The organism is Pseudonocardia sp. NPDC046786, from assembly GCF_040645415.1.
GTDB lineage: Bacteria > Actinomycetota > Actinomycetes > Mycobacteriales > Pseudonocardiaceae > Pseudonocardia > Pseudonocardia kongjuensis.
Genome location: NZ_JBEYYF010000004.1, coordinates 192,999 through 215,002 on the forward strand (window position 1 = coordinate 192,999; position 22,004 = coordinate 215,002).

The window sequence follows — 22,004 nt, forward strand, 5'->3', positions numbered from 1 at the left end:
GGTGATGAGGTGAGGCTCAGCTAATTCACAGTCTGTGGGAAAATGTGCCGGAAGGTCAACCGGCCGCCGTGCGACGATGGCGGCATGCCTCCTCCCGGGCGTCGCCGCGGCAGGCCGGCGGTCGTCGACCGGGACCGCATCGCCGTCGCGGCGCTGGAGGTCGGGCCCGGTTCGCTCACGCTCACCGCCGTCGCCGCCCACCTGGGCGTGCACCACTCGACGCTGTACGGGCACGTCCGCGACCGGGACGACCTGCTCGCCGCGGCCGCCGACCGGCTCGCCCGGGAGGCCGACTGGCCCCGGGCCGGGATCGGCTGGCGGGAGCTGCTCACCGCCTGGGGGGACACCTTCTGGGAGCTGGCCGGGCGCCGGCCGGGGGCGGCCGAGCTGATCAGGAGCCTGCCGGCGCCGCCGGCCGCGGTGGTCGCCGAGGTCGGGCGGGTCAGGGCGGATCTCGAACGCCACGGGTTCGCCCCGGCGGACGCGCTGGTCGCGCTGGACATGGTGGCCGACCTGGCGCTGGACACCGCGGCCGCGCTGGAGGGGCTCGACCGGGCCGCGCAGGACCGGGCCTGGCGGGACGATCCGGGCATGCGCGGGCTGATCGCCGCGCCGCGCGGCGCCTACCCGGTCAAGCTGGCGATCGTGCTGGACGGCCTGGCCGCCCGGCTGTCCCGCTGAGCCGCCCGCCCCGCGGGTCGGCGACGGTCCGGAAGTGGGGCGCTGGTACCGTTTCACCCGGGTCCGGCTGCAGTCCGTGGCGGCCGCGACCGACTACCTGCCACCCGTTCCGAGGTGGTACGGCAACACGGACCGTCGACACGATGAAGGAGTTGTAGTGGCCCTGTCCACGGCCGAGAAGAAGAGCACGCTCGAGAAGTACGGCACCCACGCCACCGACACCGGGTCCCCCGAGGCCCAGGTGGCGCTGCTGACGCAGCGCATCATCGGTCTGACCGAGCACCTGAAGCAGCACAAGCACGACCACCACAGCCGGCGCGGCCTGCTGCTGCTGGTCGGTCGTCGTCGCCGGCTGCTCAAGTACCTGCGTGCGGTCGACGTCGCGCGCTACCGCGCACTGATCGAGAAGCTGGGTCTGCGCCGCTAGACCCGCAGCGACGACCCGGCACCGGATCCCCGGTGCCGGGTCGTTCCACAACTGAAACCCCACCCACCGCGGGACGACCGGACATCCGCCGGTCCTCGGTAGTGGCTCCCGGGAACACGCGTTGCCGGGGGCTTCGATCGAAGACCGGCCCAGCAGGGGATCGAGCCGGGCGTCGTCGGTGGTGGGGAGCAGAGACACACTCCCAACGACGAGGAGAGACATCCCCGTATGACTGACGTCATCTCTGAGGACGGCGTGCACGAGAGCACCGCCGTCATCGACAACGGTGCCTACGGCACCCGCACCGTCCGGTTCGAGACCGGCCGGCTCGCCCGGCAGGCCGCCGGATCCGTCGTCGCCTACCTGGACGACGAGACCATGCTGCTGTCCGCGACGACCGCCTCCAAGCGGCCGAAGGACCAGTTCGACTTCTTCCCGCTGACGGTGGACGTCGAGGAGCGGATGTACGCCGCGGGCCGGATCCCCGGCTCGTTCTTCCGCCGCGAGGGCCGCCCGGGCACCGACGCGATCCTGACCTGCCGGCTGATCGACCGCCCGCTGCGCCCGTCCTTCGTGGACGGCCTGCGCAACGAGATCCAGGTCGTCGTGACGGTCATGTCGCTCGACCCGAAGGACCCCTACGACGTCGTGGCGATCAACGCCGCGTCGGCGTCCACCCAGCTGGCCGGCCTGCCGTTCTCCGGCCCGGTCGGCGGCGTGCGGGTCGCGCTGATCGCGGGCGACGGCACCGACGCTGCGCCGGCGTCCCAGTGGGTCGCCTTCCCGACCCACGAGCAGCTCGAGCGGGCCGCGTTCGACATGGTCGTCGCCGGCCGCGTGGTCGGCGAGGGTGACTCGGCCGACGTCGCGATCATGATGGTCGAGGCCGAGGCCACCGAGCAGACCATCGAGCTGATCGCCGGTGGTGCCACCGCACCGACCGAGGAGGTCGTCGCGGACGGCCTGGAGGCGGCGAAGCCGTTCATCCGGAGCCTGTGCGTGGCCCAGCAGCAGCTGGCCGACGTCGCGGCCAAGCCGACCGCCGACTACCCGCTGTTCCCGGCCTACCAGCCGGACACCTTCGACGCGGTCGCCGAGGCCGTCGAGCAGGAGCTGGCGCAGGCGCTGACCATCGCCGGCAAGCAGGAGCGGGAGACCCGCACCGACGAGATCAAGGCGTCGGTGCTGGACAAGCTGGGCGAGCGCTTCACCGGGCGCGAATCCGAGCTGGGCAACGCCTTCCGGGCGCTGAACAAGAAGCTGATCCGCCGCCGGATCCTGACCGACCAGGTCCGGATCGACGGGCGCGGGCTGACCGACATCCGGCCGCTGTCGGCCGAGGTCGAAGTCGTCCCGCGGGCGCACGGCTCGGCGCTGTTCGAGCGTGGCGAGACCCAGATCATGGGCGTCACCACGCTGAACATGCTCCGGATGGAGCAGCAGATCGACCAGCTGGGCCCGGAGACGCGCAAGCGCTACCTGCACCACTACAACTTCCCGCCGTACTCGACCGGTGAGACCGGCCGGGTCGGCTCCCCGAAGCGCCGCGAGATCGGCCACGGTGCGCTGGCCGAGCGGGCGCTGCTCCCGGTCCTGCCCAACCGCGACGAGTTCCCGTACGCGATCCGGCAGGTCTCCGAGGCGCTCGGCTCGAACGGCTCGACCTCGATGGGCTCGGTCTGTGCGTCGACGATGTCGCTGCTCAACGCCGGTGTGCCGCTGAAGGCGCCGGTCGCGGGCATCGCGATGGGCCTGGTCTCCGACGAGATCGAGAACGCGGCCGGGCAGTCCGAGACCAAGTACGTGGCGCTGACCGACATCCTCGGTGCCGAGGACGCCTTCGGCGACATGGACTTCAAGGTCGCCGGCACCAAGGACTTCGTCACCGCGCTGCAGCTGGACACCAAGCTGGACGGCATCCCGTCCGCCGTGCTGGCCGCCGCGCTGAGCCAGGCCCGCGACGCCCGCCTGACCATCCTCGAGGTGATCGGCGAGGCCATCGACGGCCCGGACGAGATGAGTAAGTACGCGCCGCGGGTCACCGCGGTGAAGGTCCCGGTCGACAAGATCGGCGAGGTCATCGGCCCGAAGGGCAAGATGATCAACTCGATCACCGAGAAGACCGGCGCGGACATCTCGATCGAGGACGACGGCACGATCTACGTCGGCGCGAACGACGGCCCCTCCGCGGAGGAGGCGATCGGCATGATCAACGCGATCGCCAACCCGCAGCTGCCGAAGGTCGGCGAGCGGTTCCTGGGCACGGTGGTCAAGGCCGCCGCGTTCGGTGCCTTCGTCTCGCTGGTCCCCGGCAAGGACGGCCTGGTCCACATCTCGAAGCTCGGCAACGGGAAGCGGATCGGCAAGGTCGAGGACGTCGTCAAGGTCGGCGACAAGCTGCGCGTCGAGGTCACCGACATCGACAACCGGGGCAAGATCAGCCTGGTGCCGGTACAGGAGGAGGGCGCTGCGGCGGCGGACGCCCCCGCGGAGGCTCCGGCCGACGAGCCGGCCGAGGCCACGGCCGACCAGAGCTGATCAGTTGGCCGAGACGAACGGCGACGTGACGGCGGCCCGGGGACCCGAGGGTTCCCGGGCCGCCGCCCGCGTGCCCGCCGACATCGGCGGGCCGCCGGACACCGTGCGGCGCAGCGAGCTGCCCGGCGGGGTCCGGCTGGTGACCGAGTCGGTGCCGGGCGTCCGCTCGGTGGCGCTCGGCATCTGGATCGGCATCGGCTCGGTCGACGAGTCACCGGCCCAGGCCGGTGCCGCGCACTTCCTGGAGCACCTGCTCTTCAAGGGCACCCGGCGGCGCACCGCGGCCGGGATCGCCGAGGAGATGGACGCGGTCGGCGGTGAGCTCAACGCGTTCACCGCCAAGGAGCACACCTGCTACTACGCGCACGTGCTGGACACCGACGTCGCGCTGGCGGTGGACCTGCTGGCCGACGTCGTCACCGACGCCGAGCTGGCGCACACCGACGTCGAGCTGGAACGGGGCGTCGTGCTCGAGGAGATCTCGATGCGCGACGACGACCCGGAGGACCTGCTCGGCGACCTGTTCGACCAGACCCTGTTCGGGGACCATCCGCTCGGCCGCCCGGTGATCGGCACCGAGGAGTCGATCCGGGCGATGAGCCGGGACACCCTGCACACGTTCTGGCAGGGCGAGTACACGACCCCGCGGATGGTGGTCGCCGCCGCCGGGAACCTGGAGCACGACCGGATCGTCGAGCTCGTCGGGGACGCGCTGGCGTCGGCGAGCCGGGCTCGGGCGACCGCCCGCGCGGTACCGCCGCGCACCTCGACCGGGGTGCGGCCGGCCCGGACCGGCGCGCTCGGTCTGCAGCCCGACGAGTCCGAGCAGGCGCACGTCATGCTCGGCGTGCCGACCGCGGGCCGGCACGCGCACACCCGGCCGGTGCTCGCCGTGCTGAACGCCGCGCTCGGCGGCGGACTGTCCTCGCGACTGTTCCAGCAGGTGCGTGAGCAGCGCGGACTGGCCTACCAGGTGTACTCGTCGACCGTCCGGTACGCCGACGCGGGCGCCCTCTCGGTGTACGCCGGATGCGCCCCCGAGCGGCTGGGCGAGGTCGTCGCCGTGGTGCGGGACGTGCTCGGCGAGGTCGCCACCGACGGCCTGACCGACGCCGAGGTGGCCCGGGCCAAGGGCTCGCTGCGCGGCGGGCTCGTCCTGGGCTGCGAGGACACCGCGTCCCGGATGAACCGGCTGGGCCGCGCGGAGCTCGACCACGGCAGGCAGCGGTCGGTCGGGGACAGCCTCGCCCGGATCGCCGCCGTCACCGCCGACGAGGTGGCCGTGGCCGCCGCCGAACTGCTCGACCAGCCGCTCACGGCGGCCGTCGTCGGGCCGTTCGACGAGGTCGACGCGCTGCCGGCGTCGCTGCGCGACCTGTGAGTGGCCGCCGCCGCGGCGGCGGCCACCCACCGGGTCAGCCGGTCCAGCCGATGGTCTCCGGCAGCGGCCGCTGGAACAGCGACGCGCCGACATTCGCCAGGTCGGGCCGGGTCACCCAGGTCTCCGGGCCGGCGTAGAGCGGCAGCAGCCCGTAGCCGGCCAGCGCCTGCTCCTCGGCGGCGTTGGCGGCGGCGAACTGCTCGGCGGGGGTGGCCAGGGTCGCGACCCGCTGCAGCTGCGCGTCGAGCTCCGGGGTCCCGGTGCCGGAGTTGTTGAGCTGCGAGGTGGAGCAGTACAGCTGGCAGATGCCGGCGATCCCGTACGGGTCCAGCGAGAAGAACCCGGACAGGAGCAGGTCGAACTCCTTGTTCGCGAGGACGGCGGGGAAGTCCCCGGCCGGCACCTGGCGGACCTGCAGCTCGACGCCGATCGCCCGCATCATGGCGACCAGCGCCCCCGTGGCGGCCCGGGTGGCCGGGGTGTCGCCGACCTGCACGAAGGTGATCGACAGCGGGGTGCCGTCCTGGACCCGGATCCCGTCCGGGCCGGGGACCCAGCCGAGCGCGTCGAGGCCCGCTGCGGCGGCCTCCGGCCCGCCGTCGACGACGGCGGACAGGTTGTCCCGGTACCCCTCCTGGTAGGGCTTGAGCATCAGCGAGCCGAGCGGCTCCTCGGTGTAGTTCATCCCCTGGAAGGCGATGTCCACGAGCTGCCCGCGGTCGACGCCCTGCATGATCGCCCGGCGCACGCCCGGGTCGCCCAGCAGCGGTGCCGCGCTGTTCACGGTGAGCAGGAACGACGCCGTCCGGGCGCTGATCCGGACGTCGGCGCCGGGCGCGGACCGGGCCTGGGCGAGCAGGTCGGCGCTCTCCGCCTCGGTGGCGTCGAGCTGGCCGTTGCGGAAGGCGTTGATCTTCGCCGTCGGCTCCATCTGGATCAGGGTGACCCGGTCCAGCTTCCCGGGGCGGCCCCACCACGCCGGGTTGCGCTCGAAGGTGATCGTCGAGTTCTGTCGGTCGTGCGCGGCGACCGTGTATGGCCCGGCGCCCCACTCCGGATGCGGCTCGTTCAGGTAGCCCTGGTTGAACACGGCCGGATCGGCGGCCGCCGCCGGATGCACCAGCTCGGTGAACAGCCCGGGCCACCAGGTGTGCACGCCGTCGAAGGTGACGACGACCTGCCGGTCGTCGGCGCCCCGGGTGACCGAGGCGATCCGGTCGAACCCGTCGGTGGACTGGGCGATGTAGGCGGCGTCCCGGCCGTTGCGGGCCCGCCAGGTCGCCTCGAAGGCCCGCCAGTCGATCGGCGTGCCGTCGTTGAACTCGGCCCGCGGGTTGATCGTGTAGGTGATCCGGGTGTCGTCGCCGATCCGCTCGTCGACCGCGGAGACCAGGTAGTCGGGATTGAACCGCGGCTCGCCCTGCGGGGTGAAGGTGACCAGCACCGGGTTGTACCAGCGCCACACGGTCAGCGTGTCCAGCGTCGCGTCGCCCTGGTGCCGGTTGAACTGCGGGTTCAGGTCGGAGCGCAGCGGCAGCGTGACCGTGCCGCCGTCGCGGACGTTCTCGTAGGGCTGTTCGTTGAACGCGGGGACGGCCGACAGCGCCGCCCCGGTGCGGACCTCACCGGTGCCGGCCCCGGCACCGCAGGCGGTCAGCACCAGGGCGAGCGCGGACAGCGCCGCGGTCAGCATCGGTCCGGGTCTCGGTCCGGGCAGGGGTCCGGGCATGGTTCTCCTCAGGGGGTCAGGAGCCGTCGGCGTGGTGACAGGCGTTGCGGTGGTCGCCGCCGGCGGGGACGCCGCCGGTGGGATCACCGCCGGCGTCGTCCTTCGTGGCGAGCAGCGGGATCTCGGTCCGGCAGCGGTCGAGTTCGGCGCCGGACAGGGTGCGGGCCAGCGGGCACCGGCCGACGAACGCGCACCCGGCCGGCTCCCCGGTCGGGCTCGGCAGGTCCCCGGACAGTACGCTCCGCTCGCGGCTGCGCTCGACCCGCGGGTCCGGCACCGGGACCGCGGACAGCAGCGCCTGGGTGTACGGGTGCCGCGGGTTCCCGAACACCTCCGCGACCGAGCCGGACTCGACGATCCGGCCCAGGTACATCACCGCGACCCGGTCGGCGACGTGGCGGACCACCGACAGGTCGTGCGCGACGAACAGGTAGCTCAGTCCGAGCTCCCGCTGCAGCCCGGCGAGCAGGTTCAGTACCCCGGCCTGCACCGACACGTCCAGCGCGGACACCGGCTCGTCGAGCACCAGCAGCGACGGCTCGCAGGCCAGCGCCCTGGCGATGCCGATCCGCTGCCGCTGCCCGCCGGAGAACGCCGCCGGGAACCGCTCGGCGTGCGCCGGATCGAGCCCGACCATCGCCATCAGCTCGTCCACCCGGGCGGCGATCCGGTCCCGGCCCGGCCGTCCGGCGGCCCGCAGCGGCTCGGCGAGGATGTGGGCGACGGTCATCCGCGGGTCCAGCGCGCCCATCGGGTCCTGGAACACGATCTGGATCTCCCGGCGCAGCGCGGCGCGGTCCGCGCTGCGCCGCACCGTGGCGACGTCGGTGCCGGCGATCTCGATCCGCCCGCCCTCCGGCGGCCGCAGGTTCATCAGCTCCAGCAGCGTCGTCGTCTTGCCACAGCCGGACTCGCCGACCAGCCCGAGCGTCTCGCCGCGCCGGATGTCGAGGTCCACGTCGGACACCGCGTGCACGGTGCCGGTCCGGCGCCGGATCAGCGAGCCGGTCATCAGCGGGTAGCTGCGGCGCAGGTGCTGCACCGACAGCACCGGCTCCCGCCGGTCCCGGTCGTCCGGACCGGCGGCGGGCGTCTTCGGGACCCCGAAGACGGGTCGACCGCCGATCGCGCCGTCGACGATCTCGCCGGCGCGGACGCAGGCGGCGGCGTGCGCCGGGGAGCCGGGCAGCGGCAGCAGCGGCGGCTCGGCGCCCCGGCAGGCGTCGACGGCGACCGGGCAGCGGTCCGCGAACGCGCAGCCGGCGGGCAGCGCCACCGGGGTCGGCGGGCTGCCCGGCACCGGGACGAGCGGCCTGCGGTCCACCGAGTCGACCCGCGGTACCGCGCCGAGCAGGCCCAGCGTGTAGGGCATCCGGGGCGCGTCGAACAGGTCCTGCACCGGCGCCGTCTCGACCGGGCGGCCGGCGTACATGACCAGCACGTCGTCGGCGGTGCCGGCGACCACCCCCAGGTCGTGGGTGATGAGCACGACGGCGGCGCCGGTCTCGTCCCGGGCGAGCTTGAGGACGTCGAGCACCTGGGCCTGGACGGTGACGTCCAGCGCGGTGGTCGGCTCGTCCGCGATGATCAGCTTCGGCTCGTTCGCGATCGCCATCGCGATCATCACGCGCTGCCGCATGCCGCCGGAGAACTCGTGCGGGAAGGAGCGGACCCGCCGACCCGGGTCCGGGATGCCGACCAGGTCGAGCAGCTCGGCGGCCCGTGTCATGGCCGCCGACCGGGACAGGTCGCGGTGGATCCGCATCGCCTCGACGAGCTGGTCGCCGACGGTGTAGATCGGGGTGAGCGAGGACAGCGGATCCTGGAACACCATGCCGACGTCGCGCCCGCGGACCCGGGACAGGGCGTCGTCGTCGAGCCCGACGAGCTCGTGGCCGTCCAGCCGGATCGAGCCGGTCACCGTGGCGGTGCCCGGCAGCAGGCCCATCACGGCCAGCGAGGTGACCGACTTGCCCGAGCCGGACTCGCCGACGATGCCGAGCGTACGGCCCGGCAGCAGATCGAGATCGACGCCGCGGACCGCCCGCACCGGGCCGGCCTCGGAAGGGAAGGCGACGTGCAGGCCGCGGACCGACAGCACCGGGTTCATGCGCGGCCTCCGGCCTGCGAGGTCGGGTCGAGTGCGTCCCGCAGGCCGTCGCCGACCAGCGCCAGCGAGACGGTGGTGAGCACCAGCAGCGTCGCGGGGACGGTGAGCAGCCAGGGCGCGGTCGTCATCGAGGAGGCGCCGTCGGCGAGCATCGTGCCCAGCGAGACGTCCGGGACCTGCACGCCGAAACCGATGAACGACAGCGCCGTCTCGGCCTGCACGACGGTCACGACGGTGATCGTGAAGCTGACGATCAGCAGCGAGCCGATGTTCGGGATCAGATGGCGGAGCACGATCGCCGGGCCGCCGACGCCCATGAACCGCGCGGCCTGCACGTACTCGCGCTCGCGCAGCGCGGTCGCGACCGTCCACACCACCCGGGCGCCGGTCATCCAGCCGAGCGCGGACAGCGCCAGGATCAGGATCCGGTAGTCGCCGGAGCCCCACTGCGAGGCCAGCGACAGGATCAGGAACGCGGGCACCACCATCAGGAAGTGCACGACGCCGAGCACGGCGCGTTCGCCGCGGCGGCCCCAGGTCCCGCCACCGCCCAGGTAGGCGGCCGTGCAGCCGACGACCGCCGCGATCGCCGTGGTCAGCAGCGACACCGAGACGGCGATCAGCAGCGAGCGCTGCAGACCGTGCACGGCCTGGGCGTAGACGTCGTTCCCGCCCGCGGTGGTGCCGAACGGGTGCTCGGCGGTCGGGCCGCTGGTGAGTGCGGTGAAGTCGACGTCGGTGTGGTCGTAGGGCGAGAACAGGTCCCCGACCAGGGTGAACAGCACGAGCGCCGCGAAGATCGCGAGCCCGGTGACGGCCGAGGTGCTGCGCCGGTACCGGCGCCACAGCAGGCCGGCCCGGCCGCGGCGCGGTGCCTGGCGAACCGTGGTCATCTCAGCTCACCCGCACCCTCGGGTCGAGCGCGACCACGGCGACGTCGGCCAGCACCGCGCCGACCGCGGTCGCCAGCGCGGCGAACGCCGCCGTCGCGACGGCGCCGTGCACGTCGTTCTCGGCGATGGTGCGGACCAGGTAGTCGCCCATGCCCTGCCAGGCGAAGATCTTCTCGGTGAGCACCGCCCCGGTGAACAGCGCCGGGATGGCGAACGCCACCTGGGTGGCGACCGGGATCAGCGAGCTGCGCAGGCCGTGCCGGCGGATCGCCTGCCCGCGGGTGAGCCCCTTCGCCCGGGCGGTGCGCACGAAGTCGGAGCCGACGACGTCGAGCAGCATCGCGCGCTGCAGCATGTGGTAGGCGGCATAGCTGGTGACGAGCAGCGAGATCGTCGGCAGCACCAGGTGCTGGATCCGGTCGGTGAGCACCGGCCAGAACCCGGTGATCCCCGGTGTCTGCGCCCCGGCGACCGAGAACAGCGTCGTGCCGAGGGCCTGGTTGACCGAGATGGCGGCGCCGACCACGACGAGGCCGGCCACCGCGACCGGGGTGTTCAGGGTGATGACCGAGACGAGCTGGGCCACCCGGTCACCGGCCCGGTACTGCCGCTGCGCCGAGTACACGCCCAGCGCCACCCCGAGCAGGATGGACAGCACCAGCGCCCCGGCCACCAGCTGTGCCGACATCGCCACCCGGAACGCGACCTGCTCGTTGACGCTGTCGCCGACCGGGGAGGCGCCCCAGTCCCAGCGGGTCACGATCCCGCTGAGCCAGGTCCACCAGCGCTGCACCAGCGGCGTCCCCGGGTCGAGGTTGTACTGCGCCAGCGCCCGGGCGATCTCCTCGTCGGAGCGCGGTGGACGGAGCTGGAGGTAGTTGGCCCGCGGATCGAGGAAGGCGTTCGCCAGGAGGTAGGTCAGGTTGGTGGCGACGACGATCATCGCCAGCCAGCCCGCGCCCCGGCGCAGGATGTAGCGGAGCACGGTGCTCCCTTTCTGGTGGTGGTGCCCGGGCCCCGGCGACCGGCCGGTCGCCGGGGCCCGGGTGACGTCAGCTGCCGGTCTGCCAGCCGACCGTCTCGGGCAGCGGGCGGGCGAACAGTGAGGCACCGACGTTGGCCAGGCCGGGCCGGGTGGCCCAGGCGGTCGGGCCGGACCCGAGCGGCAGCACGCCGTAGTTGGCGAGCGCGACCCGCTCCACCTCGTTCGCCACGGTCAGCTGCTCCTCGGCGGTGGGGAGCCCGCCGACGGCCTGCAGCTCGGCGTCCAGCCCGGAGTTGCCGGTACCGGACTTGTTCAGCGAGCTGTCCGAGCAGTACAGCGAGCAGAGCGTCGCGATGCCGTAGGGGTTCTCCGCCGCCAGGCCGCTCATCACGACGTCGAAGTCGCGTGCGGCGAGGACGGCGGGGTACTCGGTCGGCGGGACCTGGCGGACCTGCAGCTCGACGCCGATCTCGCGCATCATCGCGGTCAGCGCCATCCCGAAGGCTCGGCCGGTCGGGGTGTCACTGAACTGGACGAAGGACAGTGTCAGGCGCTCCCCGCCGGAGACTCGGATGCCGTCCGGCCCGGGGGCCCAGCCCGCCGCGTCCAGCCCGGAGCGGGCGGCCGCCGGGTCGAACTGCAGCACCTCGGCCAGGTTGTCCCGGTAGCCCGCCTGGTAGGGCTGCAGGATCAGAGATCCGGGGAGTTCCTCGGTGTAGTCCATGCCCTGGAAGGCGATCTCGACGAGCTGGTCGCGGTCGATGCCCTCCAGCACCGAACGCCGCACGGCGGGATCGCTCAACATCGGGGCAGCGCTGTTCAGGGTGACAAGCGAGACCGCGGTCGTGCCGCTGATCCGGATCTCGGCGTCGGGCACCGACCCGGCCTGGGCGAGCGCCTCGGCGTTACCGACCTGGGTCGCGTCCAGCTCGCCGTTGCGGAAGGCGTTCACCGCCGCCTGGGGCTCCATCACCGTGAACGTGCGGCTGTCGAGCCGGCCGGGGCGTCCCCACCAGGCCGGGTTGCGCTCGAAGGTGATGGTCCCGGCCCGCAGGTCGCTCGCCCCCACCGTGTAGGGGCCCGCCCCCCACTCCGGGTGCGGGTCGTTCACATAGCCGGTGTTGAAGGTGTCGACCCCGGCCGCCGACGGGTGCAGCAGGGTGGTGAAGGTGCCCTGCCACCACACGTTCACTCCGTCGTAGGTGACGACGGCCTGCCGGTCGTCGGCGCCGGGGGTGATCGAGGCGATCCGGCCGAAGATGGCGACCGACCGCGAGGTCCGGGCCGGGTCGGAGCCGTTGTTCGCCCGCCAGGTGGCCTCGAACGCCCGCCAGTCGATCGGCGTGCCGTCGTTGAACACGGCTCGCGGGTCGATCGTGTAGGTGACCCTGGTCGAACCGCCGACCAGCTCGGCGGTGGCGTCGGTGAGGTAGTCCGGGTTGACCACGGCCTCGCCGGTCGGGGTGAAGGTGATCAGCCGCGGGTTGTACCACTCCCACAGGTCCCGGGTCTCGCTCGTCGCGCTGGCGTGGAAGAGGTTGAACTGCGGGTTGAGGGCGCCGGCCGCGGTGCGCAGGGTGCCGCCGTCGCGCAGGTTCTCGTAGGGCTGCTCGTTGAACGACGGCCGGGTGGACAGCTCGGCACCGGTCCCGATCCCGAGCCCCTGACCGCTCCCACAGGCGGCGAGGACCAGGGTGAGGGCCGCGGCGGACACGGTCAGTGCCCCGCTGCGGGCGGATCTGTACATCGTGCTCCTTCATGGGGCCCCGGATGAGGGCAGGGGAGTCCGGGTGCGGCGACGCAACCGATCCCGGCACGACGACGGGGGTGGATCGGCCGGGAGCCCAGAGGCTGACACCCGGGCCCGCCCCGCAGCCAGATGCTGTTCCAGTGTTTTACACAGTCGTGATGATCTTTGCGTGACGTGCCGACCACGCAGAGCGGGATCTGCTGGTCTGGCAGGCTGTGCCCATGACGGGGCTCGCGGTACTGGCCGGGTTGATGATCGCCGTCGGGCTGGCCGGGATCGTGCTCCCGGTGCTCCCCGGCCCGCTCCTGATCGTCGGCGGGGTGGCCGTGTGGGCGGTACCGCGCGGCGACGCCGTCGGCTGGTGGGTGCTCGGCATCGCGGTCGTCGTGACGGTGCTCGGGCAGGTCGCGAAGTACCTGCTGCCGGGCCGGCGGCTCAAAGCGTCCGGCGTGCCGACCCGCACCCTGCTCGCCGGTCTGGTGCTCGGCGTGGTCGGCTTCTTCGCGATCCCGGTGATCGGCCTGTTCATCGGCTTCGTGCTGGGGGTGTGGCTGGCCGAGCTGGTCCGGCTGCCGGACGCGGCGACGGCCTGGCGGTCGGCCCGCGAGGCGCTCGCCGCCGTCGGGTGGAGCATCCTGATCGAGGTCGCCGCGGGTCTGCTCGCGACCGCCGTGTGGATCGGCGGCCTGGTCCTGGGCTGACCGGCGCCGGACGGGCGGGCACTAGACTCGCCCGGTCACGACGACGGCGGAACGGGGTGTGCTGGTGAGCGGGACGATCCGGGTGGCGGTGCTCGGCGCGAAGGGCCGGATGGGCAGCGAGGTCTGCCGGGCGGTGGAGCAGGCGCCGGACACCGAGCTGGTGGCCGCCCTCGACGCCGGCGACGACCTGTCCGCGCTGGACGGCGCCGACGTCGCCGTCGACTTCACCCACCCCGGTGCGGCGCTGGACAACATCCGCGAGTGCCTCGGCCGCGGGGTCGCCCCCGTCGTCGGGACCAGCGGGTTCGACGAGATCCGGTTCGACGAGGTCCGCGCGCTGCTCGACGAGCGCGGCTCGGGCAGCGTGCTCGTCGCCCCGAACTTCGGCGTCGGCGCGGTGCTGATGATGCACTTCGCCGCGCAGGCCGCGCGGTTCTTCGACTCCGCCGAGATCGTCGAGCTGCACCACCCGGGCAAGGTCGACGCCCCGTCCGGCACCGCCGCGCGCACCGCGTCCGTGGTCGCCGCCGCGCGCGCCGACGCCGGGCTCGGACCGGTCCCCGACGCCACCACCACCGATCCCGGCGGGGCCCGCGGCGCCGTCGTCGACGGGGTGCACGTGCACGCCGTCCGGATGCCCGGACTGATCGCGCACCAGGAGGTCATCCTGGGTACCGACGGCGAGGTGCTGACGCTGCGGCACGACTCGATGAACCGGGCGTCGTTCATGCCCGGCGTGCTGCTCGCCGTGCGCGCGGTGCGGGACCGGCCCGGACTGACGATCGGGCTCGAACCGCTGCTCGGCCTGGCCTGACCGGCCCGGGTCGTTCGCGCCCGGCCGGGGGTCCTCAGCTGTCGTCGTCGAGGCCGATCAGCCGCAGGTCCAGGGAGCCCGACATGCGGACCTCCCGCAGGGTGCCGCTGCCGGTGTCCAGGGTGCGGACCGCGCCGTCGGGCTGCCAGCCGGCGCGGGCGTAGAACCCGCGCGAGGCCGGATCGGGCTCCGGCACCCAGGCCCGGCCGGTCTCCTCGCCCGCGGCGCGCAGTGCTGCCGCCGCGGTGGCCAGCAGCCGCCCGCCGTGCCCGCGGCGCCCCCACCGCGGCTCGACCAGCAACGTCGAGATCTCGGCGATCGACAGCCCGTCGGCGCCCGGATAGCGGGCGGCCGCGGCGAACCCGACGATCTCGCCGCCCTCCTGCGCGACCAGCAGGTGGAAGTCGTCGCCGGCGTGCACCGCGTCCGTCCAGTGCTGCCGCGCCGCGTCCGAGGTGAGGCTCGCGAACGCCTCCTCGGGCAGCAGCCCGGCGTACGCGGTGCGCCAGGTCCGGTCCTGGATGCCCACGATGGCGTCGACGTCGTCGTCGGTGGCGGGGCGGACGGTCGCGGTGGCCATGGTCCATGCCTACCCTGTGGACACACAGCGGACGCACAGCGGGTTCCGGGGTCCCGCCCAGCCGGGCGGACGAACCTGGTGTCCGTGACCGAACCACGCAACCGCTACCAGGGCCGCCCGCTGCCCCGCCCCGACGACGAGCTGGTCGACCAGGGCCTCGGCTTCGACCTCGGCACCCTGCTGTCCCGCCGCCGGATGCTCACCGCGCTCGGCCTCGGCGCCGTCACGGTCGGGCTGGCCGCCTGCTCGTCCGGCACGACGTCGAGCGCGGCGGCCACGACGTCGGAGGGGGAGATCCCGGACGAGACCGCGGGCCCGTACCCGGGCGACGGCTCCAACGGGCCGAACGCGCTCACCGACAGCGGGATCGTCCGCAGCGACATCCGCTCCAGCTTCGGCACCGGCAGCGCGGTCGCGCAGGGCGTCCCGATGACCCTGGAACTGACGATCACCGATCTCGCGAACGGCGGGACCCCGTTCGCCGGGACCGCCGCCTACGTGTGGCACTGCGACCGCGACGGCAACTACTCGATGTACGCCGACGGCCTGGAGGACGAGAACTACCTGCGCGGCGTCCAGATCGCCGACGCGAACGGGCTCGTCCGGTTCACCAGCATCGTCCCGGCCTGCTACTCCGGGCGCTGGCCGCACATCCACTTCGAGGTCTACCCGGACCAGGCGTCGATCACCGACTCGGCGAACGCGATCGCGACCTCGCAGGTCGCACTGCCCGAGGACACCTGCACCGCGGTCTACGCCACCGCAGGCTACGAGTCGTCCGTGCGGACGCTGTCCCAGGTCACCCTGGACAGCGACAACGTCTTCGGCGACGACGGCGGCGTCTCCCAGCTCGCGACCGTCACCGGCGACGTGACCACCGGCTTCACGGTCGCGCTGACCGCGCCGGTGGACACCCGCACCGAGCCGTCCGGCGGGTCGGCGCCGGCCGGCGGCGGGGGCGGGGGCGGGGGTGGTGCGCCGCCCGGTGGCGGGCAGGGCGGCCCGCCGGCCCGGAACTGATCCACCCGCTCCCCTCCGGCGCGTTCCCCGCACCCGGCTCAGTCGCCGCACCCCGGCTCGGTCCCCGCACCACTTCGAGCTGGTGCGGCGTCGCTCCCGGGGTGCGGCGTCGAGCCCGCCCCCGGCCGGTCCCGCGGGTGATCGCGTATCGGGAACCGGAACGGTCGCCCAGCGACCCTCTCGGTGCCGGACAGAGGATCATCGATTGTCGGGCGGCCGCGCCGGAACCGCCTGCCCGGCGGCCGCGCCGGAACTGTCGGGGGGCCGTGGCAGCATCGGCGCCGTGCGGACGATCTCGGCGGACGTGGCCCGGCGGACCTTTCTCGCGGCCCAGGGGTTCACCGACCCACGGCCGTCCGGGCCGGTCACCCGGCGGCACCTGCAGCGGGTGCTGGAGCGGATCAAGCTGCTGCAGCTGGACTCGGTGAACGTGGCGGTGCGCTCGCACTACATGCCGCTGTTCAGCAGGCTCGGCGACTATCCGTCCGCGTTGCTCGACGACGCGGCCTGGTCCCCGTCGGCCCGCAGGCCCCGGCTGCTCGCCGAGACGTGGGCGCACGAGGCGAGCCTGGTCCCGGTCGCCGACTGGCCGCTGCTCGGCCACCGGACACTTCCCCGCCGCTGGTGGAAGCACTACGCGCCGCTGCTGGAGCGGCATCCGTCGCTGGCCGCGGACATCCGGGACGTGGTCGCCGGGTGCGGGCCGATCGGGGCCGGCGCGATCGAGAAGGCGCTCGCGCCGGAGGGGCGGGCCGGTGACGTCCGGCCCCGCCCGCCCGGCGCCACCTGGTGGGAGCGGTCCGAGGTGAAGCAGGTGTGCGAGTACCTGTTCGCGATCGGCGAGCTGGCCGTCGGCACCCGCCGGCACTTCGAGCGCCGCTACGACCTGCCCGAGCGGGTACTCCCGGCGGAGGTGATCGCCGCCCCGCCGCCGGATCCGGCCGATGCGGCCCGCGCGCTGGTCGCGAAGTCCGCCGCGGCGCTCGGCGTCGGCACCGAGACCGACCTGCGCGACTACTACCGGCTGGGCCCGGAGCGCACCCGCACCGCGATCGCGGAGCTGGTCGATGCGGGGGAGCTGGAGCCGGTGGCGGTCCGGGGCTGGGCGAAGCCGGCTTACCGGAGCCCGTCGGCGACGGTCCCGCGCACCGTCCCCGGCCGGGCGCTGCTGAGCCCGTTCGACCCGCTGGTGTGGGAGCGCGGCCGCGCCGAGCGGATCTTCGGCTTCCGCTACCGGATCGAGATCTACGTGCCCGAGGCGAAGCGGGAGTACGGCTACTACGTCTTCCCGTTCCTGCTCGACGGCGCGCTGGTCGGCCGGGTCGATCTCAAGGCCGACCGGGTCGCCGGGGTGCTGCGCGTGCCCGGTGCGTTCGCCGAGCCGGAGGCCGGCGTCCCGCAGGCCCGGATCGCGGCCGAACTCGCCGCCGAGCTGGCGGCGATGGCCTGCTGGCTCGGGCTCGACGGCGTCGAGGTGGGGGAGCGGGGCAACCTCGCCGGTGCACTGCGGGGTGCCGTGCGGGCCGGGTGATCAGATCCCGAGCGGGATGCCGAGCGAGATCCAGACCAGGAACAGCGCCGTCCACACGACGAACATCGCCGCGCAGATCGGCAGCGTCATCGAGATCAGCGTGCCGATGCCCGCGTCGCGCCGGTAGCGCTGCAGGAAGCCGAGCGCGACGGCGAAGTAGGGGCTCATCGGGGTCAGCGAGTTGGCCACCGAGTCGCCGATCCGGAACGCCGCCATCGTCTGGTCGGCCTCGATCCCGACCAGCAGCAGCATCGGGACGAGCACCGGGGCGAGCAGCGACCACTGCGCCGACCCGGAGGTGATCACCAGCCCGAGCACGAACACCATGACGACGGTCAGGAACAGCAGCACCGGCGCCGGCGCGCCCAGCGACCGGAGCACCTCGGCCCCGGACACGGCGATCCACTGGCCGATGCCGCTCCAGGTGAACCAGGCGAGGAACTGGGCGATCACGAAGAACAGCACCAGGATCGGCACGATGTCGGTGAGTCCCTCGCGCATCAGGCGGGGCACGTCGGCCGGTGTCCGGATGGTCCCGACCCGGATCCCGTAGACGATGCCGACGATGAGGAAGGTCAGCAGCAGCACGACCGCGATGCCGTCGAGGAACGGCGACGGCACCAGGGTGCCGGTCTCCGGCTCGCGCAGCGGCGAACCGGCCGGGAACCAGATCGCGGCGTAGAACGCGAGCAGCCCCAGCAGGGTCAGGCCGGCGTCGCGCAGCCCGCGCAGCTGCTCGGCGGTCACCTCGGCGGCGCGGGCCTCCTCGGCCTCCTGCGCGGCGAGATCGGGATCGACGGGCCGGCCGGGCTCGCCGTCCTGGCCGGACGAGTGGGCGGGGGAGTTCCCGGGGCCGGTGTCCGCGCCGCGATCACCCGCCGCACCGGTACCGGAGCCGGAGAGGTCGTCGGCGGCCGCGGCCGGGTTCCCGCGCCGCGTCGACGGCTCCACGACCCGGTCGACGACCACCGCCGCGGCCAGCGCGATCAGCACCGCGCTGACCGCGTTGAACCAGTAGTTCGACAGCGCCGTGAGCTGGATCGACGGATCGACGATCGCCGCCGCCGAGTTGGTGATCCCGGCGAGCAGGACGTCGGTGGCGGTGACGAAGATGCTGGCGTCGTAGCCCGCCCCGACCGACACGAAGGCCGCGACCGCGCCGACCGCGGGGCTGCGGCCGACCGTGCGGAACACCATGGCGCCCAGCGGGATCAGCACGATGTAGGCGGCGTCGGAGGCGATCGAGCCGCAGACGCCCGCGAACATCAGGGCCGGCGTGATGAGCCGCCGCGGCGCCCGCAGCACGGTCACCCGCAGCAGCGTCGGCAGCAGCCCGCTGCGGTCGGCGACCGCGATCCCCAGCAGCACCGCGATGATCGTCCCCAGCGGCGGGAACTCGACGAAGTTGGTGACCGCCTCGGTGAGCGCGAACCGCAGCCCCTCACCGGTGAGCAGGCTGCGGACCGGGGTGATCTCGTCCTGGCCGGGGACCTGCGCGCTGAGCCCGGCCGCGGACAGCACCGCGGACAGCCCGGCGAGCAGCACGGCCAGCACCACGAACAGGATGACCGGGTCCGGCAACCGGTTTCCGACCCGTTCCACCACGCCCAGTGCCCGGGCGAGACGGGTCGGAGTCTCCTGCTGTGTTGCGCTCAACGGGCCCCCCAGGTCGGCCGTCCGGTCGAGTGGGGGAGGTTATCTGTCGTCGCGCAATCGTGCCGTGCCGGAGGTGCCCACCGGATCAGGCGGTGATCGTCGCGGCCCGGGTGACCAGCACGTCCCCGCTGCCGGTGCGCCCGGAGAGCCGGACCGCCCGCTCGCCCGGCGCGCCGTCGTGCACCTCCAGCTCGCTGCGCGCCCGCCCGGACCCGGTGGACAGGTCGAGCTCGGCGGCGACGCCGGAGTGCACGCCGACCCGCACGTTGCCCGAACCGGTGCTCAGCCGGACGTCGCCGGACACCGTGTCGGCGATCACCACGTCGCCGGAGCCGCTGCGCACCTCCAGGTCCCCGGTGAGCTCGCCGATCCGGATGTCGCCGCTGCCGGTGCGCGCCCGGGACGGCCCGCCGATCGATCCGGCCTCGATCTCGCCGCTGCCGGTGCGCAGCTGCGCCCGCCCGCCGCACGAACCGAGATCGATCCCGCCGGCGCCGGTGGTGATGTCGGTGTCGCCGGTCACCTCGGCGACCCGGGCGGTGCCGGAGCCGGTGCGCACCGCTGCCCAGGACGCCCGCCCGTCGATCTCGACGTCCGCGGCGCCCGTGCGCACGGCGGGTCGCGACGCGACCGGGGCGGACACCGTCACGATCAGCGGGACCGCGCTCAGCGCCGGTTCCTCCGGCCCGCGCACCACGAGCCGGCGGCCCGCGTCGGACCACTCGATCGTCACGGCGGCGAGCGCGTCGGCGGACGGATCGCCGGACCGCTCCCACGGCGCACCGACGATCGGGTCGAACCCGCGGCCGGACCAGCCGGCACCGCCCGCCGGGGGGTTCCCGCCCATCGACGAGCCGATCCAGTCGAGCAACCCGCCGAGCCCGCCCGACCAGGGCGCGGCGCCCCGGTCCGTGGTGACCTCGACGGTGACCTCGGACGCGTCCTCGACCAGGTCGACGCGGACCCGCCCGCCACCGATGCCGATCTCCAGCTCGGCCGGGCCCGCGCTGTCCCACCGTTCGCGGCGGGTGTCGCCGGCGTCCGGATCCGTCAGGTTCTGCTCGTCGGTCATCCCTGCACCCATCCTCGGAGGTTGCGGCCGTCCCGCGGGTCGCGCCCGCGGGCCCGGCCCTCGGCGCCGGCGAGCGCGCCCTGCACCGCCTGGGAGACCCAGGTGTTGAGCGAGACGCCCTGCGACTGCGCGGCCTGCTCGGCCTGCGCCTTGATCTGCTCGACGATGCGCAGCGTGACCCGGCTGATGTCACCGGCGTCGCCGGCGAACGGGAAGGAGGCCGGGCCCTCCGGGCCGGTCCCGCCCGGCGCACCCGGCCCGGCCGGAGCGTCCGGCGCGGTGTCCGGTGCACCGGACACCGACACCCGCACCTCCCGCCCGTGCAGCCGGACCTCCACGGGGCGGTCGCCGAGTGCGACGGTCGCCTCCGAGGCGAGGTCGGAGAGCGCGTTCATGATCGCCAGGCGGGCCGCGGGCTCGATCGCGGAGCCGAGCAGCGCCGCCGTGCGGCGGGTCTGCTCGTCACCCGCTGCCGCGGCGGCGGCGAGATCGTCGCGCAGCTGCGCGACGTACGGCGTGAGGTCCATGACACCACTATGGCGTCATGGGTGACGTCGTGTCGAGGAGTTGCTGTCACCGATGACGTCACGGGGCGGCGGTGGTTACCCTCCAGGACATGTCGGAGACCGCGCCGCAGACCGTCCCGCTCAGCGTGCAGCTGGTGGCGAAGACCGAGTTCCTCCCGCCGGCGGACGTGCCGTGGTCCACCGACGCCGACGGCGGCCAGGCACTCGCCGAGTTCGCCGGCCGGGCCTGCTACCAGTCCTGGAGCAAGCCGAACCCGAGGACCGCGACCAACGCCGGCTACATCCGGCACATCCTCGAGGTCGGGCACCTCTCCGTGCTCGAGCACGGCTCGGTCAGCTTCTACCTGACCGGGATCTCCCGTTCGCTCACCCACGAGCTGATCCGGCACCGGCACTTCTCCTACTCGCAGCTGTCCCAGCGCTACGTCCCGGAGCGGGACGCCGCGATGGTCGAGCCGGACGTCATCGCCGACGACCCGGAGCTGCACGAGCTGTTCCTGCAGGCGTCGGCGAACGCCCTGGAGTCCTACGAGAAGCTCCTGGAGGGCCTGGAGAAGCGCTTCGCCGACGTCCCGAACGGGACCCTGCGGCGCAAGCAGGCCCGGCAGGCCGCCCGCTCGGTGCTGCCGAACGCGACCGAGACCCGGATCGTGGTCACCGGCAACTACCGCGCCTGGCGGCACTTCATCGCGATGCGCGCCTCCGAGCACGCCGACGTCGAGATCCGTCAGCTCGCCGTGGAGTGCCTGCGCCAGCTGCAGCGCGAGGTGGCCAACGTGTTCGCCGACTTCGAGATCCAGAAGCTCGAGGACGGCACCGAGATCGCGTCCAGCCCGCTGGTCAGCGAGGGCTGACCGGCCCGGTCACGCCAGCACCGCGTGCACCCGGCGCCGCAGGTCCGGCAGGTCCCGCACGATGATCCCGCGGCCCTCCTTGCCGACCAGCCCCTCGGCGACCAGCCGGGACAGCTCCCGGCTCATGGTGACCCTGGTCAGCCCGACCAGCAGGGCCAACTCGTCGACGGCGGGCCGGATCGACAGCCGGGTGGCGGTGTCCAGCGCGACCTCGCCGTAGGCCTCGACCAGGTGCCCGAGCAGCAGGATCACCCGCTCGCGGGCGGGTAGCCCCTCGATCAGCACGTGCAGCTGCATCACCCGCTGCTTGTAGGCGATCCGCCGGGTGATCTCCAGCAGCAGCTCCGGATCGGTGCGGGCGGCGGTGAGCAGCGCGTCCCGGGTGACCGAGACGATCTGCGAGTGCTGGGTGCAGGTGGCAGCGAGATGCCGCGGGCGCCCGTCGACGCTGGCGGCCTCGCCGAGGGTGGCGCCGGTCTCGGCGTAGGCCAGCGAGCGCTCGGTGCCGTCCGGCCGGTGCAGGTAGATCCGCACCCGGCCGGACAGCACGAGATGGAACCGGGTGGACAGCTCGCCCTGCCGGTAGACGTGCTCGCCGCGGGCGTAGCGGCGGGCGGTGCCCAGGGCGGCGATCCGCTCGGTCAGGTCGGTCATCGGCGCGCTGAGGAACGGCGACACCGGCGGGTCGTCGGGGCCGGGATCCACGGGCAGCGCCCGCGGCTCCGCACTGCTCACCGCATCCACGGCCACGCGTC

At 73.7% G+C, this 22,004-nt stretch carries 19 protein-coding genes; 9 read left to right on the forward strand and 10 right to left on the reverse strand.

Features of this window, described 5'->3' with window-relative positions:
• The first annotated feature begins 84 nt into the window (after positions 1–84).
• The 4 genes from ABZ881_RS06630 to ABZ881_RS06645 all read left to right on the forward strand — a co-directional run bounded on the left by ABZ881_RS06630 (position 85) and on the right by ABZ881_RS06645 (position 5,027).
• A complete protein-coding gene (locus tag ABZ881_RS06630) occupies positions 85–681 on the forward strand; it encodes a hypothetical protein (protein ID WP_358482368.1) in 597 nt (198 codons plus the stop codon).
• A gap of 157 nt (positions 682–838) precedes the next feature.
• Entirely contained in the window at positions 839–1,108 is a 270-nt protein-coding gene (gene rpsO / locus ABZ881_RS06635) for a 30S ribosomal protein S15 (RefSeq protein WP_093337181.1), read from the forward strand.
• A 228-nt stretch (positions 1,109–1,336) separates the two neighbouring features.
• Entirely contained in the window at positions 1,337–3,646 is a 2,310-nt protein-coding gene (locus tag ABZ881_RS06640) for a polyribonucleotide nucleotidyltransferase (RefSeq protein ID WP_358482370.1), read from the forward strand.
• Between the two features lie 70 nt (positions 3,647–3,716).
• Positions 3,717–5,027, forward strand: a complete 1,311-nt coding sequence (locus ABZ881_RS06645) for a pitrilysin family protein (protein WP_358482568.1) — start codon at positions 3,717–3,719, stop codon at positions 5,025–5,027.
• A 34-nt stretch (positions 5,028–5,061) separates the two neighbouring features.
• Here the strand turns inward: ABZ881_RS06645 and ABZ881_RS06650 are convergent, their stop codons facing one another.
• From ABZ881_RS06650 to ABZ881_RS06670, 5 genes are all read right to left on the reverse strand, one after another.
• The gene (locus tag ABZ881_RS06650; protein WP_358482372.1) at positions 5,062–6,756 is read right to left on the reverse strand and encodes an ABC transporter family substrate-binding protein; all 1,695 of its coding nucleotides are present in this window, start codon (positions 6,754–6,756) and stop codon (positions 5,062–5,064) included.
• Between the two features lie 16 nt (positions 6,757–6,772).
• The gene (locus tag ABZ881_RS06655; protein ID WP_358482374.1) at positions 6,773–8,866 is read right to left on the reverse strand and encodes an ABC transporter ATP-binding protein; all 2,094 of its coding nucleotides are present in this window, start codon (positions 8,864–8,866) and stop codon (positions 6,773–6,775) included.
• Positions 8,863–9,759, reverse strand: coding sequence for an ABC transporter permease (locus tag ABZ881_RS06660; protein WP_358482375.1), 897 nt, complete (start codon positions 9,757–9,759; stop codon positions 8,863–8,865). Before ABZ881_RS06660 ends, ABZ881_RS06655 begins: the two co-directional genes overlap by 4 nt.
• Position 9,760: 1 nt before the next feature.
• Positions 9,761–10,744, reverse strand: coding sequence for an ABC transporter permease (locus ABZ881_RS06665; RefSeq protein ID WP_358482377.1), 984 nt, complete (start codon positions 10,742–10,744; stop codon positions 9,761–9,763).
• 67 nt (positions 10,745–10,811) lie between these two features.
• Positions 10,812–12,491, reverse strand: a complete 1,680-nt coding sequence (locus tag ABZ881_RS06670) for an ABC transporter family substrate-binding protein (protein ID WP_358482379.1) — start codon at positions 12,489–12,491, stop codon at positions 10,812–10,814.
• 224 nt (positions 12,492–12,715) lie between these two features.
• On the opposite strand from ABZ881_RS06670, the gene ABZ881_RS06675 reads away from it, so the two are divergent.
• Together ABZ881_RS06675 and dapB are read left to right on the forward strand one after the other, a co-directional pair.
• On the forward strand, positions 12,716–13,195 hold the full coding sequence (locus tag ABZ881_RS06675) for a DUF456 domain-containing protein (RefSeq protein WP_358482380.1): 480 nt from the start codon (positions 12,716–12,718) through the stop codon (positions 13,193–13,195).
• 64 nt (positions 13,196–13,259) lie between these two features.
• Entirely contained in the window at positions 13,260–14,009 is a 750-nt protein-coding gene (dapB, locus tag ABZ881_RS06680) for a 4-hydroxy-tetrahydrodipicolinate reductase (protein WP_358482381.1), read from the forward strand.
• Positions 14,010–14,043: 34 nt separating this feature from the next.
• Here the strand turns inward: dapB and ABZ881_RS06685 are convergent, their stop codons facing one another.
• Positions 14,044–14,589: a GNAT family N-acetyltransferase gene (locus ABZ881_RS06685; protein ID WP_358482383.1), complete on the reverse strand. Its 546-nt coding sequence runs from the start codon at positions 14,587–14,589 to the stop codon at positions 14,044–14,046.
• A gap of 84 nt (positions 14,590–14,673) precedes the next feature.
• On the opposite strand from ABZ881_RS06685, the gene ABZ881_RS06690 reads away from it, so the two are divergent.
• The gene (locus tag ABZ881_RS06690; RefSeq protein ID WP_358482384.1) at positions 14,674–15,609 is read left to right on the forward strand and encodes an intradiol ring-cleavage dioxygenase; all 936 of its coding nucleotides are present in this window, start codon (positions 14,674–14,676) and stop codon (positions 15,607–15,609) included.
• Between the two features lie 283 nt (positions 15,610–15,892).
• Positions 15,893–17,140: a crosslink repair DNA glycosylase YcaQ family protein gene (locus tag ABZ881_RS06695; protein ID WP_358482386.1), complete on the forward strand. Its 1,248-nt coding sequence runs from the start codon at positions 15,893–15,895 to the stop codon at positions 17,138–17,140.
• Here the strand turns inward: ABZ881_RS06695 and ABZ881_RS06700 are convergent, their stop codons facing one another.
• The 3 genes from ABZ881_RS06700 to ABZ881_RS06710 all read right to left on the reverse strand — a co-directional run bounded on the left by ABZ881_RS06700 (position 17,141) and on the right by ABZ881_RS06710 (position 20,395).
• A complete protein-coding gene (locus ABZ881_RS06700) occupies positions 17,141–18,742 on the reverse strand; it encodes an AbgT family transporter (RefSeq protein ID WP_358482387.1) in 1,602 nt (533 codons plus the stop codon). It abuts the gene before it with no gap.
• Positions 18,743–18,881: 139 nt separating this feature from the next.
• Entirely contained in the window at positions 18,882–19,868 is a 987-nt protein-coding gene (locus tag ABZ881_RS06705; RefSeq protein WP_358482389.1) for a DUF4097 family beta strand repeat-containing protein, read from the reverse strand.
• Positions 19,865–20,395, reverse strand: coding sequence for a toxin-antitoxin system HicB family antitoxin (locus ABZ881_RS06710; RefSeq protein ID WP_358482390.1), 531 nt, complete (start codon positions 20,393–20,395; stop codon positions 19,865–19,867). The genes ABZ881_RS06705 and ABZ881_RS06710 overlap by 4 nt, the downstream gene beginning before the upstream one ends.
• An 89-nt stretch (positions 20,396–20,484) precedes the next feature.
• On the opposite strand from ABZ881_RS06710, the gene thyX reads away from it, so the two are divergent.
• The gene (gene thyX, locus ABZ881_RS06715; protein WP_358482391.1) at positions 20,485–21,249 is read left to right on the forward strand and encodes an FAD-dependent thymidylate synthase; all 765 of its coding nucleotides are present in this window, start codon (positions 20,485–20,487) and stop codon (positions 21,247–21,249) included.
• A 9-nt stretch (positions 21,250–21,258) separates the two neighbouring features.
• On the opposite strand, the gene ABZ881_RS06720 is transcribed toward thyX, so the two are convergent.
• Positions 21,259–21,984: a Crp/Fnr family transcriptional regulator gene (locus tag ABZ881_RS06720; RefSeq protein WP_358482394.1), complete on the reverse strand. Its 726-nt coding sequence runs from the start codon at positions 21,982–21,984 to the stop codon at positions 21,259–21,261.
• Positions 21,985–22,004 lie beyond the last annotated feature (20 nt).